Annotated in this window: 18 protein-coding genes and 2 pseudogenes; 8 read left to right on the forward strand and 12 right to left on the reverse strand. The window is 69.3% G+C overall.

Features of this window, described 5'->3' with window-relative positions:
- The 3 genes and pseudogenes from AC07NX_RS19750 to AC07NX_RS19760 form a co-directional block, all read left to right on the forward strand.
- Positions 1-79 (forward strand): hypothetical protein (locus AC07NX_RS19750; RefSeq protein WP_494644225.1); only part of this gene is annotated, 79 nt, incomplete at its 5' end.
- A complete protein-coding gene (locus tag AC07NX_RS19755; protein ID WP_494644109.1) occupies positions 79-570 on the forward strand; it encodes a MerR family transcriptional regulator in 492 nt (163 codons plus the stop codon). The genes AC07NX_RS19750 and AC07NX_RS19755, both read left to right, overlap by 1 nt.
- A gap of 12 nt (positions 571-582) precedes the next feature.
- Positions 583-688 (forward strand): annotated as a pseudogene (locus tag AC07NX_RS19760) (hypothetical protein); the annotation flags it as partial.
- Between the two features lie 94 nt (positions 689-782).
- Here AC07NX_RS19760 and AC07NX_RS19765 read toward each other — a convergent pair.
- The 5 genes from AC07NX_RS19765 to AC07NX_RS19785 all read right to left on the reverse strand — a co-directional run bounded on the left by AC07NX_RS19765 (position 783) and on the right by AC07NX_RS19785 (position 6,897).
- A complete protein-coding gene (locus AC07NX_RS19765) occupies positions 783-1,253 on the reverse strand; it encodes a universal stress protein (RefSeq protein WP_494644111.1) in 471 nt (156 codons plus the stop codon).
- A gap of 364 nt (positions 1,254-1,617) precedes the next feature.
- A complete protein-coding gene (locus AC07NX_RS19770; protein WP_494644113.1) occupies positions 1,618-3,090 on the reverse strand; it encodes an AMP-binding protein in 1,473 nt (490 codons plus the stop codon).
- A 98-nt stretch (positions 3,091-3,188) separates the two neighbouring features.
- Positions 3,189-4,115, reverse strand: coding sequence for a TauD/TfdA dioxygenase family protein (locus AC07NX_RS19775; RefSeq protein ID WP_494644115.1), 927 nt, complete (start codon positions 4,113-4,115; stop codon positions 3,189-3,191).
- A gap of 44 nt (positions 4,116-4,159) precedes the next feature.
- Positions 4,160-5,554, reverse strand: a complete 1,395-nt coding sequence (locus tag AC07NX_RS19780; protein WP_494644117.1) for an acyl-CoA reductase — start codon at positions 5,552-5,554, stop codon at positions 4,160-4,162.
- Positions 5,551-6,897 (reverse strand): hypothetical protein, encoded by a 1,347-nt coding sequence (locus tag AC07NX_RS19785; protein WP_494644118.1) that lies wholly within the window; start codon positions 6,895-6,897, stop codon positions 5,551-5,553. Before AC07NX_RS19785 ends, AC07NX_RS19780 begins: the two co-directional genes overlap by 4 nt.
- A 106-nt stretch (positions 6,898-7,003) precedes the next feature.
- On the opposite strand from AC07NX_RS19785, the gene AC07NX_RS19790 reads away from it, so the two are divergent.
- The gene (locus tag AC07NX_RS19790) at positions 7,004-8,005 is read left to right on the forward strand and encodes a GlxA family transcriptional regulator (RefSeq protein WP_494644120.1); all 1,002 of its coding nucleotides are present in this window, start codon (positions 7,004-7,006) and stop codon (positions 8,003-8,005) included.
- A 49-nt stretch (positions 8,006-8,054) separates the two neighbouring features.
- On the opposite strand, the pseudogene AC07NX_RS19795 reads toward AC07NX_RS19790, so the two are convergent.
- The 3 genes and pseudogenes from AC07NX_RS19795 to AC07NX_RS19805 form a co-directional block, all read right to left on the reverse strand.
- A pseudogene (locus AC07NX_RS19795) lies at positions 8,055-8,195 on the reverse strand (hypothetical protein).
- 164 nt (positions 8,196-8,359) lie between these two features.
- Positions 8,360-9,604: an MFS transporter gene (locus AC07NX_RS19800; protein ID WP_494644122.1), complete on the reverse strand. Its 1,245-nt coding sequence runs from the start codon at positions 9,602-9,604 to the stop codon at positions 8,360-8,362.
- Between the two features lie 44 nt (positions 9,605-9,648).
- Positions 9,649-10,809, reverse strand: a complete 1,161-nt coding sequence (locus AC07NX_RS19805) for a sulfotransferase family protein (protein WP_494644123.1) — start codon at positions 10,807-10,809, stop codon at positions 9,649-9,651.
- Positions 10,810-10,974: 165 nt separating this feature from the next.
- Here AC07NX_RS19805 and AC07NX_RS19810 point away from each other — a divergent pair, with 165 nt between their 5' ends.
- Positions 10,975-12,114, forward strand: a complete 1,140-nt coding sequence (locus AC07NX_RS19810; RefSeq protein ID WP_494644125.1) for an epoxide hydrolase family protein — start codon at positions 10,975-10,977, stop codon at positions 12,112-12,114.
- 19 nt (positions 12,115-12,133) lie between these two features.
- Complete coding sequence (locus AC07NX_RS19815) at positions 12,134-12,961, forward strand: metal-dependent hydrolase (protein ID WP_494644127.1); 828 nt, start codon at positions 12,134-12,136, stop codon at positions 12,959-12,961.
- 699 nt (positions 12,962-13,660) lie between these two features.
- On the opposite strand, the gene AC07NX_RS19820 is transcribed toward AC07NX_RS19815, so the two are convergent.
- The gene (locus AC07NX_RS19820) at positions 13,661-14,761 is read right to left on the reverse strand and encodes an amidohydrolase family protein (protein ID WP_494644129.1); all 1,101 of its coding nucleotides are present in this window, start codon (positions 14,759-14,761) and stop codon (positions 13,661-13,663) included.
- Between the two features lie 118 nt (positions 14,762-14,879).
- On the opposite strand from AC07NX_RS19820, the gene AC07NX_RS19825 reads away from it, so the two are divergent.
- Together AC07NX_RS19825 and AC07NX_RS19830 are read left to right on the forward strand one after the other, a co-directional pair.
- Positions 14,880-15,680 (forward strand): FadR/GntR family transcriptional regulator, encoded by an 801-nt coding sequence (locus tag AC07NX_RS19825; protein ID WP_494644131.1) that lies wholly within the window; start codon positions 14,880-14,882, stop codon positions 15,678-15,680.
- Positions 15,677-16,171 carry a PaaI family thioesterase gene (locus AC07NX_RS19830; protein WP_494644133.1) on the forward strand — a complete coding sequence of 165 codons (495 nt, stop codon included), beginning with the start codon at positions 15,677-15,679 and terminating at the stop codon, positions 16,169-16,171. The genes AC07NX_RS19825 and AC07NX_RS19830 overlap by 4 nt, the downstream gene beginning before the upstream one ends.
- Positions 16,172-16,174: 3 nt before the next feature.
- On the opposite strand, the gene AC07NX_RS19835 is transcribed toward AC07NX_RS19830, so the two are convergent.
- From AC07NX_RS19835 to AC07NX_RS19845, 3 genes are read right to left on the reverse strand one after another with little or no spacing between them, the layout of a single operon-like run.
- On the reverse strand, positions 16,175-17,689 hold the full coding sequence (locus AC07NX_RS19835; RefSeq protein ID WP_494644134.1) for an AMP-binding protein: 1,515 nt from the start codon (positions 17,687-17,689) through the stop codon (positions 16,175-16,177).
- Between the two features lie 13 nt (positions 17,690-17,702).
- On the reverse strand, positions 17,703-18,113 hold the full coding sequence (locus AC07NX_RS19840; RefSeq protein WP_494644136.1) for a Zn-ribbon domain-containing OB-fold protein: 411 nt from the start codon (positions 18,111-18,113) through the stop codon (positions 17,703-17,705).
- A gap of 3 nt (positions 18,114-18,116) precedes the next feature.
- On the reverse strand, positions 18,117-19,277 hold the full coding sequence (locus tag AC07NX_RS19845) for a thiolase family protein (protein WP_494644138.1): 1,161 nt from the start codon (positions 19,275-19,277) through the stop codon (positions 18,117-18,119).
- Positions 19,278-19,323: the final 46 nt, after the last annotated feature.

A 19,323-nucleotide genomic window follows, 5' to 3' on the forward strand; every position in this document is an offset into this window, starting at 1 on the left:
CGACGGCGTCGTCAAGGCCGTCAACGCCAAGCCCGGCGACCCCGTCGCCGCCGACCAGGTCCTGGTGGAGTTCGGCTGATGGACAACACGCCAACGATCGTCGGACCGCAGACCAAGGCCGCCCTGGCCCTGGTCGAGCGGCATCGCCGCCGCGCGCTTCAGCGGGGCCACGGCCAGGCCGCGACCCGGTTCTCGCCGATGGACGCGACGCGATCCCATCCGTCCCGGCCCCTTCGCCACGTCCCGTCGACGCTGTCGACCATCGGAGACGTCAGCCAGCAGCTGGGCCTGACTCCCCGCGCCATCCGCCTCTACGAGGAGATGGGCCTGATCGCCTGCCAACGCGGCGTCAAGAACATGCGAATGCTCGACGAGACCGCCAAGGCCAGGCTCTGCGTCATCGTCGAGCTCAAGAGGCTGGGCCTGACCATCTCCGAGATCGCCAACTTCCTGCCCCAGGCCGAGCCGGCCCCGTCCGCCCTGCGCGAACGCCTGACCCACGCCCTGAGCGCCCTGGACGATCAACGCACCGCGATCATCGCCTATCTCGCGCGCCTTCCGACCGATTAGGGTGCGGACTCAATTGGATCGTTGATTTTCAGTTGTCATCCCGGCCGAAGGTCCGCCTGGCGGACCGTAGAGCCGGGACCCAGGGGCGAGCGCACTGCGCCGACCCCTGGGTCCCGGGATGACAACCAATTAGAGCGCCGATTTCGCTTGGGTATCACCGACACGCAATTGAGGACGGTCCCTAGTCGGCCGGATCCCTGCGCCGTCGGCCGTCACGCCGGGCTTCCCAGCTTCGCCTCGAAGTCCTGGTCGCTCATCGCCTGGCGCGCGACGAGCAGGCTGCAGTCCAGGTTGTCGACGATGTAGGCGCCGGTCGCGCCGGACCACCAGCGTTCCAACAGGTTGCGCTTGCGGTGGCCGACCACCACGAGGTCCGCGCCGACCTGTCGCGCGAAGGTTCCGATCTCGATGGCCGGCTCGCCGCGCACCAGCTTGCCGGTCGGCGAGAAGCCCAGCCGCCTCAGGCGCGCCAGGCCTTCGTCGAGCACGGCCTGGTAGCTTTCCAGATGGGTTTCCGCGGCCCCGACCAGCACGCCCTCGGCGACCAGCACGCTCGACGACTCGACCAGGACGGACAGCAGGAAGACCTCCGCGTCGCAGGCCTTGGCCAGCAGCGCGCCTTCCCGCAGCGCCGCCCGTCCTTCGACGGTGCTGTCGAACGCCAGGACAATCCGCTTGTACATGCCTTCTCCCAGACCCGTTGCGCGGCCGTGCTCGACAGGCGCCAGCCCGCGGAGCCTCGTCCCGGAACGCGCCAGGCGACAACAGCCCCGGGCCGGCGTCAATCCGCCGGCCCCACTCACCGCGGTAGCGATGCGTGGCGCCCGCTCCAGGGCAGGCTCTAGGCTGCGGACTCAATTGGATTGTTGATTTTCAGTTGTCATCCCGGCCGAAGGTCCGCCTGGCGGACCGTAGAGCCGGGACCCAGGACCACCGCATTGCGCCGCCCCCTGGGTCCCGGACAAGCGCTACGCGCTTTCCGGGATGACAACCAATTAGAGCGCTGATCTCGCTTGGGTATCACCGACACGCAATTGAGGGCGGGCTCTAGCGTCGCGCCTCGGCCAGGGCCGACCGGCGGACCTTTCCCGCCGCGTCCCGCAGCGGTTCCGTGGTGATCTCGAAGGCGCGCGGGATCTTGTTCGTCGAGAGGGTTCGGGCCAGGGCGGCGCGCAGTTCGTGTTCCAGCTGTCGCGGCGGCGCGTCGGACTGCACGATCGCGTGGGGACGGGCCCCCAGATCCTCGTCGGGCAGGCCGACGACGACCGCGCAGATCACGGCCGGATGGCGCTCGATCTCCGCCTCGATCTCGGCGGGGTAGAGATTGACCCCGCCGCACAGGATCATGTCGGTCCGCCGGTCGGCGAGATAGAGGTAGCCGTCCGCATCGACCCGCCCCAGGTCGCCGAACGAGTTCCAGCCGTCGCGTTCGCGCCGATCGGCCCCGACATAGGCGTAGGTCGGCCCCTCCTCCGGCGGCGTGCGAAACCAGATCTCGCCGACTTCGCCCGGGGGCAGTTCCTGGCCCTGTTCATCGGCGATCTTCATGCCGACGCCGGGCCGGGGTCGGCCGACCGAGCCGGGATGGTCCAGCCATTCGCGACCGCCGATCACGCACGAGCCCATGCGCTCGGTGCCGCCATAGACCTCCCAGATGGCGTCCGGCCCCAGCCAGTCGATCCAGGCCTGCTTCAGCCAGGCGGGACAGGGCGCGGCCATGTGCAGCACGGTCTCCAGCGCGCTGAGGTCGGCCGCCGCCCGCATCGCCTCGGGCAGGCGCATGATCCGGTGCATCATGGTCGGCACAAGGTAGGCGTAGGTCACGGCGTGGGCCTGCGCCAGGCGCAACCAGGCCTCGGCGTCGAACCGCTCCATCTCGACGGCGTGGCCGCCCTGGGCGACGGTCATCAGGATCTGGGCGAACGGCGCGCTGTGGTGCAGCGGCGCGGGATTGAGGATCACCGCGCCCGGCCGCATGCGCATCGGTCCCATGGCGGAGGTCCAGCGGGCCGGCCGGCGGTCCTGAATCAGCTTGGGCCGGCCGGTGGATCCGCCGCTGGTCGCCACTCGCCACACCCGCGCCGCCAGCGGGGGCAGCGGCGAAGCGTCGAGATCCTCGAAGCCGTCGAAAGGCGCCGCCTCGCCGCGACCGATGACCAGCCGGGGCCGCATCAACGCGACCAGGGCCTCGAACTCGCTGTCCGTCAGCCGATGCGACACGTGGGCCGGAGAGGCTCCCGCCTTCCAGATCGCGAACGCCGTCTCGTAATAGGCGAGGCCGTTGGGCAGGGCGATCATCACCGTGTCGTCGGGCCTCACCCCCAGGGCGACGAGCCGCCGCGCCCGGCGATTGGCCGCCGCGTCGAGCTGGGCGAAGGTCAGGGTTTCCGTCTCGAGGGTCACGGCCGGACGGTCAGGCCGGAGACAGGCCTGGGCCGACAGCAGGGCGCCGAGCGGCGCGCCTTCGCGGGGCGCGCCGTCAGGGGTCACGAACACCGATGGATCAAACACCAAGCTCACCGTCAACGCTCCGCCCAGGCCAAGGCATCCTGCCTCCATTGTCCCGGAGACGCAGGGTCCGCGCGACAACCATCGGCCGACCGATATCGCCCGGCGGCTCAGGCGAGCTTTATCGAGGCGTGCCCCTCCGGGGCGGTGAACAGCGGAGCCCGGTCGCCATAGGCCGGCGGCAGGCCCTGGGTGCTGATCCGCAGCAGGCGGCGGCGCTTGCCCTCGGCCGCCGAATATTCGATCGGCGTGGCGCGATGCAGCGTCGCCAGATTGTCCCAGATCAGGACGTCGCCGACCTCGGCCTTGAAGGCGATGTTGAAGCGCGGCGAGACCGCGTGGCTCTTCAGCGCGTCGAGCAGGGCCTCGCCCTCTTCCGGCTCCAGCCCCTCAACGCCGTAGGGCGTGCCGGCGACCGCGTAGAGGCTGCGCCGTCCGCTGATCGGATGGGTGATGACCAGGGGATGGCGGGGACGCTCGGCGGCCCGCTTCCTGGCCCGCACCCCGCCGTCGCGATCGGCCGCGTCCGGATCCAGCTTGATCGGGGTCTCGTCGGGTCCGCGCTTGCCGCCGACCAGCATGTGCAGGGCGTCGAGCGTGTCGACCCGCTTGCGCAGCGCGTCCGGCAGGGCCTCGTAGGCGGCGGTCAGGTCGGTGAAGCGGGTTTCCCCGCCCTCGAGCGGCGCCTCGATCGCATAGAGCATGGTCGTGAAGGCCGGCACGTATTCGTACGAGCCGTCCGTATGCCAGAACGAGGCGCCGTCGCGCCGCCCCATGTCGTGCTCCGGCGAGTTGGAGATGGTGATCAGGGCCGGATAGTCGGGATCCAGGTCCTTGGTGAAGAAGAAGTCGATCGGCGCTCCGAACAGCCGGCCGAACCGGTCGTACTCACCCTTGGTCAGGTCCTGCCCACGAACGCGCAGGACGTGATGCTCGGCCAGGGCGTCGACGAGGGCCTTGCCGTCCGACGCGGACAGATCGCGCAGGTCGACGCCCGTGACGTCCGCGCCGAACGGCAGATGAGGATGGAGGTTCATGGTCGTTTCCTGCGTTTGCGGGGAAGATCGCGTTCGGGATCGCGTCAGCCCTCGTCGTTGACCCATCGGACGAACCGGTGGAGCGGATAGAAGCCGTCGTGCGGCAGGCCCACCTCGGGCGTGGCGCAGCCCAGCGAGACGATGCGCTGGGCGCCCGCCGAAGCCAGGAGATCGCGCAAGGCCGCCTTGCGCTGGGGCGGGTAGACCCCGACCGTCTGGGTCGCGACATTGACGTGGCGGACGGCGTCCTCCAGCCGCTCGACGGCCACGACGTTGACGACCTTGCCTTCGGGATAGAAGTCCACGGCTTCGTCGGACCGGATCACCAGCCCGCGCCCGTCGTAGCCGCCCCAGACCCGGTAGTAGTCCTCCAGGTCGCGCAGGCCGTCGATCTCGTCGCGCAGCGATCGCGCGATGGGGCGCGGCTCGCCCGAAGCGGACCGGCGGGCCTGGCCCAGCCTGGCCTGCAGGCGCTCGCAATAGCGGTCGATCTGGTCGAGCGAGCCCTCGACGAACTGGAAGCGGCTGGCGGTGCAGGCCTCCTGGTTCATGATCGTGGCGTCGTGGGCCCCGGCCTCGGCCGCCGCCTCCAGCGCCGCCTCCGAGGCGAAGGCCTCGCGGCCGATCAGCGAGATCGAGGTCTTGGGATCGAAGGCGACCAGCTCCAGGCCCGGCCCGACATATTTCAGCGCGCCCTTGATGGTGCTCTCGCCGCCCCAGGCGACGATCTTGTCGAAGTACTGCGGGCGGAACAGCAGGCTCTCCACCGCTTCGTCGCCGCCTCGCCAATAGGCGGCCGAGAACGATCGGGCGACGGGGTGGCCGGGCGCAGCCTCGGACAGGGCCGCCAGGATAGCCGGGGCGCTGAACAGCTCGTTCGACGGCAGTTTCAGCAGGTGCGCGCCCTTGGTCAGCGCCCCGCGGATCACGGTGTTGGCCGCGACGCCGGGCGAATTGCCGGCGATGACGTGCAGCAGCCGGCAAGGAAAGGCCCGAACCCGGGCCGGCCGTCCCGACGGCGTCGCCACCTCGCGCCAGCCGTCCATCAGGTCCTTGCCGCCGATCTCCTGGGCGATCACGAACTCCATGGCGGCGCGGCTGAACATGTGGCCCAGATGGGCGAACGAGGTCTCGACCAGGTCGCGCGGATAGAAGCCGGCGGCGACGCTGCGCTCCATCGCCTGGGCCAAGGCGCCGGACGCGTCCCGCTTCAGCACCTCGCCCGTGGCGACCAGCACGTCGATGATCTCGTCCACCGGCACGTCGGCGGCGGGCGTGGGCGTGGGACGCGGCCAGACCAGCGCGCCGACATCCAGCGGCGGCGTGATGAACCGGTTGGGCTCGCGGCCGTATTCGGGACCGTCGCCCTCGACGATCCGTCCCTTGACGACATGGCGGACCCGGGCGGGTCCGGCGAGCGGCGGAAGGATCGCGTTCATGGCGCCACGGCTCCGCGGATATAGGCGTCGATGGTGCCGGCGCAGCCGATGTGGTCGCTTTCCCCGGCCTGGGCGTAGCGGCTGATGGTGTCGAGGATGGTCGGGCCGGGCCGGCCGCACGGACAGTCCTTGAAGTCGATCGTGACCTTGTCGCCGCTGATCAGACCGCCCCAGCGGCCTTCGTAGAGCAGGTCCAGGAAGGCGAACCGGCCCTCGACGACGCCGTCCTCGCCGTCGTCGGCGGTCAGCAGGCGCTCGCCGTCGCGGTCCAGCAGCAGCCAGATCAGGCCCGGCGGCCGGTGATAGCGGCCGCACTGGCACTTGGGACAGGTCTGGGCCATCTCGGTCATGCCGTAGGCGTTGTTGCGGATCACCTTGCCGTAGAAGCGGTCGACCCGCTCCTTGTAGTCGTCGGGCAGGGTCACGCCCTTCAGCCCGCCGCCGGCGCTGACCAGGCTGTCGGGATGGAAGCCGCCGTCCTCGACGCCCAGGGCCTTGGCGCGGTCGATGATCGCCATGTGCTGCGCCCACAGGGCCGAGACCACGATCGGTTCATGGCGGTGCGACAGGAGCTTTTCCACGAAGTCGTCCAGCGCCGCGCTCATGCGTTCGGCCCGCACCTGGGCCTCGACCCTGGCGAACGCGATCTCGCCCGGCGTCGCCAGGCCCTCGGCCATGCGCTTGTTGAGGGCGGCCGAGGCGCTGATGTCGGCCAGGCGCAGGGGCTCGTCGGTCAGGAAGTGGGCCTCGCCGGGCCGGGCCCAGACGGCGGCCGAGTTCACCGCCGCCTCGATGGCGCTGTTGGGGCCCTTCGAAGGGCTGGTCAGGAACACCACCCGGCTGTTGTCGGCCTTGACGTAGGGCCAGCCGCTCATGCGGCGGTAGTGACGCCGCTTGTTCTCGGAATCGCCCCGGGTGTGGTTGAGGAACGAGACCTTGCCGCTGGAGCCGCTGGTGGCCAGCACCATGTGGCCGGCGGCGCGCAGGCGGTCCATCCAGTCGTCGACATCCCGCACGCCCTCGACGTCGACATCGGTCACCGTCTGGGTCGACAGGGTCTGCATCCACTGCAGCAGCCGGTCCCACCGCCCCTGCTCCACGAAGCTGGCGGGATAGGACTTGTAGGCGGTGTGGGCGAACAGCAGCGGCACGAGGTCGTCCAGGCGGCGGATCTCGCCCACGCCGCTTTCCGTCGCGCGACGGCGCAGGACGGGGATCTGCTCGCGGCGTTCGGCGAACAGCTCGCGCGCGGCTTCCAGCTGGCGCGCCTCGAGGTCGGGATACGACCTGTCGAAGACGTCTTCGTGGACGGCGGCGTCCACCAGCTCCGATCGAACCGACATGCCTGGGGCTCCCTGTTTTTCTTTGACGATGATCCTCCCAGCGCCGACGGTAGAGGGGCGATCCGGACAATCAGGTCGCTGGAACGGACAGGATGGGAGAAGGCCGATGCTGCGCGTCGCCGTCGTCGTCACCGACGGGGTCCTGACCAATGCGGTGTTCGAGCTGGTCGACGCCCTGAGCCTGGCCAACCGCTACACCGAGCAGCAGTACGGGGAGCGCGAGGCCCTGCCGCCCACCCTCGACGTGCGGCTGGTCTCGGCCTCCGGCGAGGCGGTGCGGGCCGAGAACGGACGGCTGCTGTCGGTGGACGAGGGCCTGCACTCGGGCCCGTACGACCTGATCTATGTCGCGCCCTTCGCGATCGGCAAACCCGAGGCGCTGGCCGCCCGGCTGGAACCGCTGCACACCCTCGGCGACTGGCTGGCCGCGGCGCATGACGAGGGCTGCAGGCTCGCGGCGAGCGGCAGCGGCATGGCGGTCCTGGCCCGGGCGGGCGTGCTGGCCGGGGTGGTCGTCCCCCTGCCCTGGTGGCTGGAACGGCCGATGGCGCGGCTCCATCCGCACCTGACGTTCGACGTCGACCGCAAGGTCCAGGTTCATGACGACCTGTTCCTGGCCGGCGCCCATGTCGCCGAGCCGGCCCTGGCCGTGCGGATCATCGAGGCGATCATGTCGCCGGACGTGGCGACCTGGATCGAGCGGATCACCGGCGTCGACCGCTATCCCGACGGGCCCGACCCCGCCCTCGCCTTCTCGCCCACGGTGCTGCGCGAGGACGAGCTGGTGAAGCGCGCCGCTCACTGGCTGCAGTTGCGCTTCGCCCAGAAGCCGCAGATGGCCGACCTGTCGGCGGCGATGGCGGTCCATCCGCGGACCCTCTCGCGCCGGTTCATGGCCAGTCTCGGCATGACGCCGGTCGACTATCTGCAGCGGCTTCGGATCGAGGCGGCCAAGCGCATGCTGGCGCGGTCCGCCCGCAAGGTGGACCGGGTCGGCTATCTGGTCGGCTATTCCGATCCGCGGTTCTTCAAGAGCCTGTTTCGCAAGCACACCGGACTGACGCCGGGCGAGTACCACCGCCGGGCGCGGGCGGGCGAGGTCGCCTAGGGCCCGTACTCGATTGCGTGTCGGTGACACCCAAGCGAAATCGGCGCTCTCATTGGTTGTCATCCCGGAAAGCGCGTAGCGCTTGTCCGGACCCAGGGGCCGGCGCAGTGCGCTCGCCCCTGGGTCCCGGCTCTACGGTCCGCCAGGCGGACCTTCGGCCGGGATGGCAACTGAAAATCAACGATCCAATTGAGTCCGGACCCTAGCGCTGTCGGTCGTCAGCCGACCCAAGGTTCAACTCATAAATCTCGTCATCCCCGCTTTATGCGGGGGACCCAAGCGTCGTCGGACGCGGGTCAGGCTCGGCTTGGGTCCCCCGAAACAAGTCGGGGGATGATTAGCTCCCCACGGCCCTCAAAGCGGCTGGCGCGCCTTGACGCCCGGCTCCGCCGGATAGCGCCCCAGGAACAGGTAGGCGGCGGCGGCCAGCAGGAACAGGACGGCCGCGCCGATCAGGGCCTGGTTGTAGGACTTGAAATGGTCGAAGGCGAAACCGAAGGCGATGCCGCCCAGCCCGGCGAAGGCGGCGATGAACAGGGTGCTGAGGCCGTAGATGGCGGCGAAGGACTTCATGCCGAAATAGCGGGCGATGATGAAGGCGATCACGTCGATCTCCGCGCCCTGGGCCAGGCCGATCAGCACCAGGCCGACGCCCGCCATGACCGGCGTCGGCGTTCCCGGCAGCAGCAGCGCGATCCCGACCACCGGCAGCAGGGTGAAGGCGCAGCCGACCGCCGGGGCCCAGATCCGGTCCACCAGCAGCCCGGTCGTCAGGGTGCCAACCACCACGGAAATGGCCAGCAGGGCGCTGTACTGGGCGGCGACGCCGGCCGGCAGGCCCTTGTCGGTCAGCATGGGTTGCAGCTGGCTGAGGATGCCCACGCAGGGACCATAGGTCAGGGCGGCGGCGGCGCAGACCAGCAGGATCCGCCGATCCGAAATCAGGGCCAGCCACAGGGCCGGATTGAGAACCGAGATCGGCTTGCCCTTGGCGTTCAGCTCCACGGCCTCGCGCCGGTCGCGCACCAGCAGCCAGCTGACCGGCAGCGCCACCAGCAGGGCGGCGGCCGCCAGCAGATAGTAGCCGGCCTGCCAGCCATGGGTCTTGATGACGTGGAAGACGAGGACCGGCATGAAGGCCCCGGCCAGCGAATAGCCGATGCGCGACACCGCCAGCGCGGTCCCCCGCGAGGTGGTGAACCAGCCGGCCACGGCGCGGGTGAAGGCGATCCCCGTCGTGCCCATGCCGGCGAAGACCAGCAGCCCGTAGGCGGCGACGAACAGGGCGTAGTTGCCGCCGCTGTGGGCGATCAGCAGGTAGCTGGCGCCGACCAGGACCAGGCAGGTGCAGAGCACCGGCCGCACCCCCACCCGGTCGATCAGCCGGCCGAACAGCGGCGCGACGAGACCGGCGAACAGGGCAACCTGGAAGGCCACGGCGATCTGCCCCCGGCTCCAGCCGAACGCCGTCTGCAGGGGCTGGACGAACTGGCTCTGGGTGAACGACCAGCCGCCATAGCCCAGGCCCATGGCGATGAAGGTGCCGAGCACCACCTTCCAATGGGCGCGCCACTCGTCTCGGGCTGTCTGGTCGATCATCGGCGCCTCGTCAAAAGTTACCATCGGTGTCGCCTTTCGGCGCCTCAAGCGGCGCGTTCGAGCCTGACGTTGAAGTCGCGGATGTAGCCGCCCATGACGCTGTCGATGCTGGCGTAGTCCAGGTCGAACGCCTCCATCGCATAGGAATGGCGCGGTCCCCGGGCGTGGGCCTCGCGATCGGCGGCCATCCAGGCCGCGACCGCCGCGGCGCGCCCGGGCGTGAAGGCCACGCCGAACCGCGCGTAGCAGCGGCCCAGCTCGCGGAGCGGATCGGCCTGGACGTCCAGATAGTGCGCGTCGAAGAACCGGTCGGGATGGTCGTCGCGCACCTGGGCCGCGCGCCGCATCGACTGCGACTGGCGCTCCAGCATGCCGAACGAGCCGGCCGGCGTGACGTCCGAGAACAGGCCGTGATTGACCGCCAGGTTGTTCGACAGCGACGCCAGGACCTTGGCCGGATCGCGGTGGCACAGCACCACGCCGGCGTCGGGAAAGACCTCGACCAGGTCGCGCATCCACCAGTCATGGGCCGGGGTCTTGAGCACCCAGCGATCGCGCTTGAACCGGTGCTGAAGGTGCTGGAGCGCCCGCTTCTGCTCCTCGTAGACCGGCCTCATGTCGATGGAATACAGGAGCTTGGCGTAGTTGGGGACGTTCCACCAGGCGGGGTAGTTGACGGTCAGCAGCGACATCTCCCACAGGAAATTGCACTCCTCCGGACGCTCGGCGCCGTAGGGATGGATGCCCTGCATGGCCGGCGACAGGAAGCCCTCGAAATCCAGCGCCGCGCGGCAGGCCTCGATGCGGGGGTCGCTGGCGTAGGTCGCCTCCCGCGGCGGCGGCGAGGGGAACATGATCTCCCACATGCGGGGCGAGCGGTTGGCCGGATCGGCGGCCAGGAGATTGTGAAAGAAGGTCGAGCCGGCGCGCGGCAGGCCGGCGACGAAGATCGGCCTGACGATGGCCTCGTCGGCGACGCCCGGGAACCGCTTGCGGTCCTCGGCCAGCGAGAGCCGCCCCTTCAGATTGTCGACCAGGCGCCGCCGGGCGCGCTCGACCCCGCGGGCGTTGAGATCGGCGTGCACAATCAGGTCGTGGGAGAGGACCTCCAGCGGTTCGCGAAAAAGTTCGCCGCCCCAGTCGGCGAGGCCGGTCGCATCCTGGGCGGCGCGCATCAGGTCGTGAGCGTCCAGCGGATGCGTCATGAGCCGTTCCTCCTCGCGCCGACCGTTCCACGGCTTGCGTCCAGCCTAGGCCTCGCGGGCGGGCGCCGTCACCCAAGCGGCCCCAAGGCATCGTCTCCGCGATAACCCTGCCCCGGGCGCGCCGGAAGGTTTCCCGGACGAGGCGGCGGGGGTCATGCTGCGGCCATGGATGCTCCAACGCCGTTCGAAATCGCCGTACCCGAGGCGCGCCTACAGCACATCCGCGCGGGGCTGCGCGCGGCGGACATCACCTATGCGCCGCCCGGATCGGGCTGGGCCTATGGCGTGGACGCGGCCTATTTGCGCCAGCTCGTGGACTATTGGCTCGACGGCTACGACTGGCGGCGCTGGGAAGCCCACCTCAACCGCTTTCCCCAGTTCAGCGTTCGCATCGACGATGTCGACGTGCGCTTCCAGCACATCAAGGGCTCGGGCGGGCGCGGTCCGATCCTGATGACCCACGGCTGGCCGGGCTCGATCCTGGAGTTCGACCAGGCGGCCGAGCGGCTGGCGTTCCCGGAGCGGTTCGGCGGACGGGCCGAGGACGGCTTCGACCTGGTCATCCCTTCCCTGCCCGGCTTCGGCTTTTCCTCGCGACCGACCAGGCCGATCGGGCCACGCCGAGTGTCGGAGATGTGGCGCGCCCTGATGGTCGAGCATCTTGGCCGCGACCGCTTCTTCCTGCAGGGCGGCGACTTCGGCAGCGCGGTCTCCAGCTGGTTGGCCCACGACGCGCCGCGGCACGTGGCGGGCCTGCACCTGAACCTGTGCATCCCCCAGCCCGTCCCCGCCAGCGAGGCCGTCGAGGGCGAGGTCGAATGGCGCGCGGCCTATGAGGCGGTGCAGCGGCGCGAGTCCGCCTACATGCTCGAGCACATGACCAAGCCCCAGACGATCGGCGCGGCCCTGTCGGCCAGTCCTGTCGCCTTCGCCGCCTGGGTGATCGAGAAGTTCCACGGCTGGGCCGACACCGGCGGCGACATCGAAAGCCGGTTCAGCAAGGACCAGCTGATCACCAACCTGATGACCTATCTGGTCAATGACGCGGTTTCCTCGTCGATCTGGATGTACGCCGGGACGGCGGCCGAGGCCGCGGCCGGGCGATTGTCCGGCCTGAAGGTGACGGTTCCGACCGGGGTCGGCCTCTATCCGGCCGAGTTCCTGCCCGCCGCGCCGCGCGAGGCCATGGCCCGCAACTGGAACCTGGTCCGCCTGACGCGGATGCCGGCCGGCGGCCATTTCGCGGCCTTCGAGGAGCCGGCCGCCTTCGCCGACGACGTCCGACAGTTCTTCCTGAGCCTATGAACCTGGCAGGAGCCACGCCATGAAGGTCCGCTATCCCAAGTGGGACTACGCCCAGACCAAGCCGCACTGGTCGCCCTACATCGAGTACGTGCAGGCCCGCAACGCCGCCTCGACCATCCCGTCCTATGTCGAGCCCTTCCTGGTCAAGATCATGCTCCAAGCCCGCCAGGCCCTGGACCAGAAGGACACGCCGCTGGACCGCGACCTGGTGGTGTTCATCAAGCAGGAGGCCCAGCATTGCAAACAGCATGACGCCTTCAACCAGCAGCTTCACGCCGCCGGCTATGACGGGCTCAAGGCGTTCGAGGCGGAGCTGGAGGCCACCTACGAAGACTTCCTGGCCAACCGGTCGCTGAAGTTCAACTGCGCCTATGCGGAGGGTTTCGAGGCCCTGGGATCGGGCATGGCCCAGATCGTGTTCGACGGCAAGCTGGCGCGGTTCGAGGCCGACGAGCCCAATCCGGGGTCGGAACTGTGGCGCTGGCACCTGGCCGAGGAGTTCGAGCACCGCAGCGTCGCCTTCGACGTCTACCAGACCCTGTTCGCACGCAAGAACCCGGTCGCCGGCTACTTCTACCGACTCTACGGCTTCTTCTTCGCCCTCAAGCACCTGGGCGGCTATTCGCGGCGGGTGACCGACTATCTGCTGTCGGTCGATCGCGCGGCGATGACCCCGGAGGAACGCGCGCGGTCCGTGGCCCGCGAGGCCCATTTCAAGAAGACCTACGCCCGACTGATGATCCCCAAGCTGCTGATGGTGCTCTCGCCCTTCTACAATCCCGGAAAGAAGAAGGTCCCGCCCGCCCTGGCGCGCTATCTGGAGGGGTTCGAGGCGCGGACGGCCTGATACCCCTGAGCTTCACGCGTCGCTCCCCATCTCCCCGGCCTTGCGCCTACCGGACCCGACAAGAGCTGGCAGTGACGATCTGAACGTCCGCTCGCCGGCAGGATGCCAATGACGAATTTCGACCATTGCGGACCTTGAGCATGAGCGTAGGCTTAAGCCACCCCGGGTGGCACTACCGGATGGAGAGAATGAGCGCTTTCAGAAAAGTCTTCGGCATTGCCTGCTTCATATTTGCAGCCATCGCAATACTGAGTTATTTTAGAATAATAAACCTCGACATAAATACTATTCTTGTAAGCTTACTCGCAATAGCCGCGATTTCGCTTATCGTCGACATCCTTGTTGCGAGAAATGAAAATACTGCAACAAAGAAAAGACGTGCGCAGGACTGAAATTTCGCCCTTTTTGTTAAGCGTGCATCGGACACGTCCGCTCACCACTCATCGCAGACTCTCAAAGCATCCGCCTGGCGCAAGCCCGCATCCGCCCCGGATGCGGCTGCGCCTTGAACCCTTGGTGGATCGAGGAAGGGAACTCAGCCCCTTCCCTTATTTTGCTCGTCATTCCCGCCCTTGTGACGGGACCCCCTGGGTCAGCTGGCGGTGAGGCGCCGTGGCGCGCCATCCCTCCGCACCTGCGGCGGACAAATGGGTCCCGGACACGAGGCCCGGGATGACGGGCTTTTATCGGGCGACGGGTTCAGGCGGACAGCGCCTTCGGCATGCCGATGCCGAACAGCTCCTCGAACGCCCCGAGGGTGACGCGCCGGCGAACCTCCGGCGACACGTGGTCGAACAGGTGGTGCAGCACTTCCTGGGTGCGCGGATAGGTGCCCTCCAGGTGCGGATAGTCCGAGCCCCACAGCGCGTTGCGGTAGTCGTGAGCGATCACCGCCGGCAGGGCCGTCACGTCGTGCTGGAACGACGAATAGACCTGCTGCTTGATGATCTCGCTGGGCAGGCGCGACAGCTTGGGGTGGGCGTACTGGTTGTGCTGGCGATAGGCCTCGTCGAGGCGGTCGCCCATGGCCGGCACCCAGGCCACGCCGGCTTCGGCGGTCATGATCTTCAGCTTGGGGAACCGGTCCAGGGCGCCGCCCGAGATCATGTGCACGACGCAGCGCTGCACCGGCACGGTCGTTTCCCAGTAGTTGATCAGCGCGCCGCCGGCCCCTCGCGTGACGATCAGCTTGGAGGTGCCCGTGCCGACGTGGAAGCAGACCACCATCCCCGCCTCCTCGCAGACCTGCCAGATCCGGTCGAACTCGGCCATGTTGTATTCGAGGTGGTCGGGCAGGGTCGCCGGCAGGCAGATCGACTTGAAGCCCAGCGCCGCGACCCGCTTGGTCTCCTCGACCGCGTCGTCGAAGTCGAGCACCGAGATCAGGGCCGTGGCCAGCAGGCGCTCGGAGCGCTTGAGCATGTCGGCATGCGCCCAGTCGTTATAGACCTTCACCGACTCGTGCATCAGCTGGCGGTCCTTCATCACCGACAGCCAGATGCCGACCGACGGGAATACGATCTCGGCCCAGATGCCCTGCTCGTCCAGGTCGGCCAGGCGCAGGTCCAAGTTCTCGGAACCCGGCGGCGTGATGGCGTCGATCATCGAGGCGGCGGCGAAGAAGACCTTCTCGTCGTCCACCACATAGATGTCGTGCTTGCCGTCGCGGACCATGTGCGGGCCGCGCGCCTTCAGCGACGGCGGCAGGTTCTCGGTCCAGAGGGTCTTGGGCTCCCAGACGTGGCTGTCGCCCGAATTCACCCAGATCTTGTCGCTCGCGGTCGTGGCGCCGGTGCTCATCGTGATCGTCTCCTACCTGCCGCGACTATCCGCCCGGGCGCCCAATAGGTCAATAATATATATAATTGACCACAAGCGCGATGCAGGCCACGTTGACGCACGCTTCGAGGACGAACGTTTGAGCCGGCAAGACCCCAGATCCGCCCAGCGTTGGTCGCCCGACGCCCGCGCCGAAGGCAGCGCGCTGCGCGTCCCCAAGACCTCGGAGCTGATCGCCCGCTGGCTCCGGCGGGAGCTGCTGCGCTCGCGTCCGAGCCCGGGCGACGCCCTGCCCTCGGAAACCGAGCTGCGCGAACGGTTCGGCGTGTCGCGCCCGACGATCCGCGAGGCCGTCCGGATCCTGGAGACCCAGCACCTGGTCAAGGTGGCCCGCGGCGCGTTCGGCGGCGCGCGGTTCACCCTGCCGGAGGCGCGGATGGTGTCGGAATCGACCGGCGTCTACCTGCAGGCGCATGGCACCACCCAGGCGGAGCTGAACGAGGCGCGCATCACCCTGGAGCCGCGACTGATCGGCTTCCTGGCCGGCAAGCTGACGCCCGACGCGATCGCCCGGCTCAGGGACGAGGTCCAGCGGCAGGGCGAGGCGATCGACGACGTGCGGGCCTTCGGCCGGGCCCACGAGGACTTCTACGCCGTCCTGTCCGAGGTCTGCCCCAACCGGCTGATCGCCCTGGAGCTGCTGACGCTGCGCGACCTGATCCAGGCCCAGACCGAACTGGTCGGGGACGCCTGGGTCCAGCACGCGCCCCGCTCTCGCGCCGGCATGGCGCGCCACGTCGAGGTCAAGCGGGAGATCGTCGACCATCTCGAGGCCGGCCGGGCGGCGCAGGCCGAGGCCCTGTGGACCCGGATGCTGGAAGCCCAGCAGCGCCTGACCGCCGCGATCGGGGTCGGCGACGATCCGATCGAAGCCCTATGATCACGCCGCGCGAACATGTCGAACGCACCCCGGTCGGCGACGGCGTCCGGCTGTGCGCCAGCTGCATCCCGCACGGCCGCTGCCGCCTGGGCATCAGCGGCCAGGGCCTGGACGCCGAGGGTGTGGCCCGCTTCCGCCTCGTCTGCGACGCCGGGCACGAAGGCGGCCCGGGCGTGGCGCACGGCGGCTGGACCGCCTCGGTGCTGGACGAGATGCTGGGCAGCGTCGCCCTGCTGCACAAGCGCCTGACGGTGACCAAGAGCCTGGCCGTCGAATTCCTCCGGCCCGTCCCCATCGACCAGCCGCTGCTGGGCCGGTCGTGGAACGACCGGATCGAGGGCCGCCATTGGCACAATGTCGGCGAGATCACCCTGGCCGCGACCGGAGCCGTGCTCGGCCGGGCCACCGGCGTGTTCTCCGAACGCGACCCCGACCACTTCCAGCGCCACCGCGACTGGCTGGCCGCGGAGCTCGGCCGGACGGCCGGATAGGCCTCAGTACTTGTAGTCCTTGCCGCCCGGATAGCCGCCGCCGCCATAGGCCGCGTCGAGGGCGGCGTAGTCGGTCGGCCCGGCCGGCGTGCGCGGAATGGCGTCGGCGAACTCGACCCAGCGCGGTTTCTTGTACGAGGCGATCCGCGCCCGGCAGTGCTCGATCAGCTCGCCCTCGGCGACGTCAACGCCGGGCTTGCGGACGATGATCGCCTTGACGCTCTGGATCCAGCGCGGGTCGGGCACGCCGATCACGGCGGCGTCGGCCACGGCCGGGTGGCTCTTCAGGCAGCCCTCGACCTCGGCCGGATAGATGTTCTCGACGCCCGACTTGATCATCTGGACCTTGGGGCCGACGAAGTTGATCGAGCCGTCCGGTTCGCGCTTGCCCAGGTCGTTGGTCAGCCACCAGCCAAAGCGCGTGCGACGGGCGTTGATCTCCGGACGGTTCCAGTAGCCCAGGCCGACGGTCGGGCCGCGGGCGCCCAGCTCGCCGACCTCGCCGTCGGGGACCTCGTTACCGTCCTCGTCGAACACCCGCACCACCGCGATCGGGCTGGTCCGGCCGAAGATGCTGGCGGCCTTGCGATCGTAGTGGGCCCAGGTCACCAGCCCGCCGACCTCGGTCTGGCCGTAGCCCATCATCGAATAGTCCTCGGTTGGCAGGGCGGCCGAGCGGAAGTGGGTCAGGTCGTAGCGGCCGTCGGCGTTGAAGGCGTGCAGCTCGTCGATCGTCTTGGGCACCAGGAAGGCCAGGCTGCACTTCTCGGCGTGCAGGGCCTCGGCGATGACGGCGACCTCGGTCCGGCGGATCATGACGTTGGCGCCGCCGGCGTGGAACACGCCCAGCGTCACCATCAGGGTCCCGATATGGAAATGCGGCCCGGAGTTCAGGAAGATCGTCCCCGAGGTCAGGGCCTGGACCAGCATGATGTTGACGTTCTGCGCCATCACCCCGGCCTGGCTGAGGATCGCCCCGTTGGGACGCCCCCCGAACGCGGCGGTATAGATGATCACGCAGCCGGCGTGGACGTCGATCGGCCGCTCCCGCCGCGCCGGGTCCGCCGCCTGCAGCCGCCCCTCGTAGCCGTCGGGCCCCGGTTCGTCGAAGTGGATCCAGGTCCCCTGCTTCCACTGAGCCAGATCACGCGCGGCCCGCACCGCCTCGCCGATCTCGCCCTCGTGCCACAGCAGCAGGCGCGGCTGGAGGTCGTCGATGACGAAGGCGATCTCCTCCGGCGACTGGCGCCAGTTGAGCGGGCAGAACATGGCGCCCAGGACCGAACAGGCCAGGATGCCCTCCAGCACGGCCAGCGAGTTCTGCCCCAGCCACAGCACCCGCTCGCCGGGTCCGACGCCCAGCGACTCCCACAGGTTGGCCAGCCGGTTCACGCGGTCTTCCAGGTCGGCGTAGGTGTAGCGGCGGCCTTCCTGCACGAGGGCGGTGCGGTTCGGATACGACCGGCGATGCTCCTGCAGCACGTCCAGCAGGGTCAGGGTATGCAGCGGGTCGGACATGGGGGTCTCTACATCAGACGCTGGGTTGGCGGGGCTTGAACACGGGCGCGATCCGCCCGTCGTGAAGCGGTCGGAAATCGACCTCGACCGGAAGGCCGCAGGCCAGGGCCTCGGGCGGGCAATCGACCAGATGCGCGAACATGGCGAAGCCTTCCGGCAGCTCGACGGCGGCCAGCACATAGGGCGTGGCCATGCCCGGAACCGGCGCGCGATGGATGGTCGTGTAGCTGTAGACCTCGCCCTCGCCCGCCGTTTCGACCCAGGCCCAGTCGGTGGAGAAGCAGTGGGTGCAGGCCACCTCGGGCGCGAAGAAGAAGCGCTTGCAGGCGTTGCAGCGCGGCGCGATCAGCCGCCCCTGCGCCGCCGCCTCCCAGTAGGGCCGGGACAGCGGGGTGACGGGAAAGTCGAACGCGGCGTCGGCCATGGCTCAGCTCCCGGTCAGGATCAGGGTTTCGAGATGCTGGGCGCCGGAGCCGGCGTTGGTGACCAGCGCCACCTCGGCGTCGGCGACCTGGCGAGGCCCCAGCCCGCCGCGGATCTGGCGCACGCCCTCGATCACCTTGCCGGTCAGCTGGCTGGTGCCGGTCCAGCTGCCGGCCAGCATGCCGCCGTCCAGGTTGGTCGGGCAGTCGCCGGCCAGGGTCAGCCGGTCTCCGGCGACGAAATCGCCGCCCTCCCCCTCGCCGCACAGGCTCAGCATCTCGAACTGGCGCAGCACCTCGAACGAGCAGGGATCGTAGACGCAGAACACGTCGACGTCGGTCACGCTCAGCCCGGCCTGGCCGAAGGCCCGCCTGACCGCCGCCTGGCCCAGGGTTCTGACGTCGCGATAGAGCGGCGGGTTGATGTAGTTGCCCTGAGCGAACTCCATGGCGCCGCCGGCCACCCGCACGCCCTTGACGGCCAGGTCCTTGGCGCGCTCGGCGGTGGTCATGATCAGCGCCGCGCCGCCTTCGTTCATCAGGCAGCAGTCCAGCCGGTGCAGCGGGTCGGCGATCATCGGCGAGGCCAGGATGTCGTCGATCGTCACCGGATCGCAGCCGTACAGCGCCGCCTCCGGATTGGTCCGGCCGTGGTTGCGGATCACCGCCGCCACATGGGCCATCTGCTCGGGCGTGGTGCCGAACTGGTGCATGTGCCGGCGGGCCACCAGGGCGAAATAGGCCATGGTCGAGGCGCCATAGGCGTCGATCCATTCCAGCCCCATGCCGGAGCCGACGGCCGCGCCCGTCGTGTTGAAGGGGCCCGCCCGGGCGCTGCCGATCACCACCGTGTCGCACAGGCCCGCCGAAATGGCCGCGCCGGCCTTGAGCACGCCGCGCACGCCCGTGGTGTCCATGAAGTGGCTGTCGACCCACTTCAGCGGCGCGCCGAAATAGGGCGCCCAGCTGGCGGAATCGCCGGGCGCCCCGCCGGGACCGGGCCAGTCCAGCGCCACGCCGTCGATGTCGCGCCGGTCAATCCCCGCGTCGGCGATCGCCCCCTTCACCGCCTCGATCAGCAGCTCGTGCGACGTCCGTCCCGGCAAGGTCCGCGCCTGCCGGGTCAGATAGACCCCCACCACAACCGGATCGCGCGCCGAAGCCATCGTCAGTCCTGATCGAACGGGCGCCGAGCGGACGCCATCGCGAGGT

This window comes from Caulobacter sp. GW821-FHT09A05 (assembly GCF_059418465.1).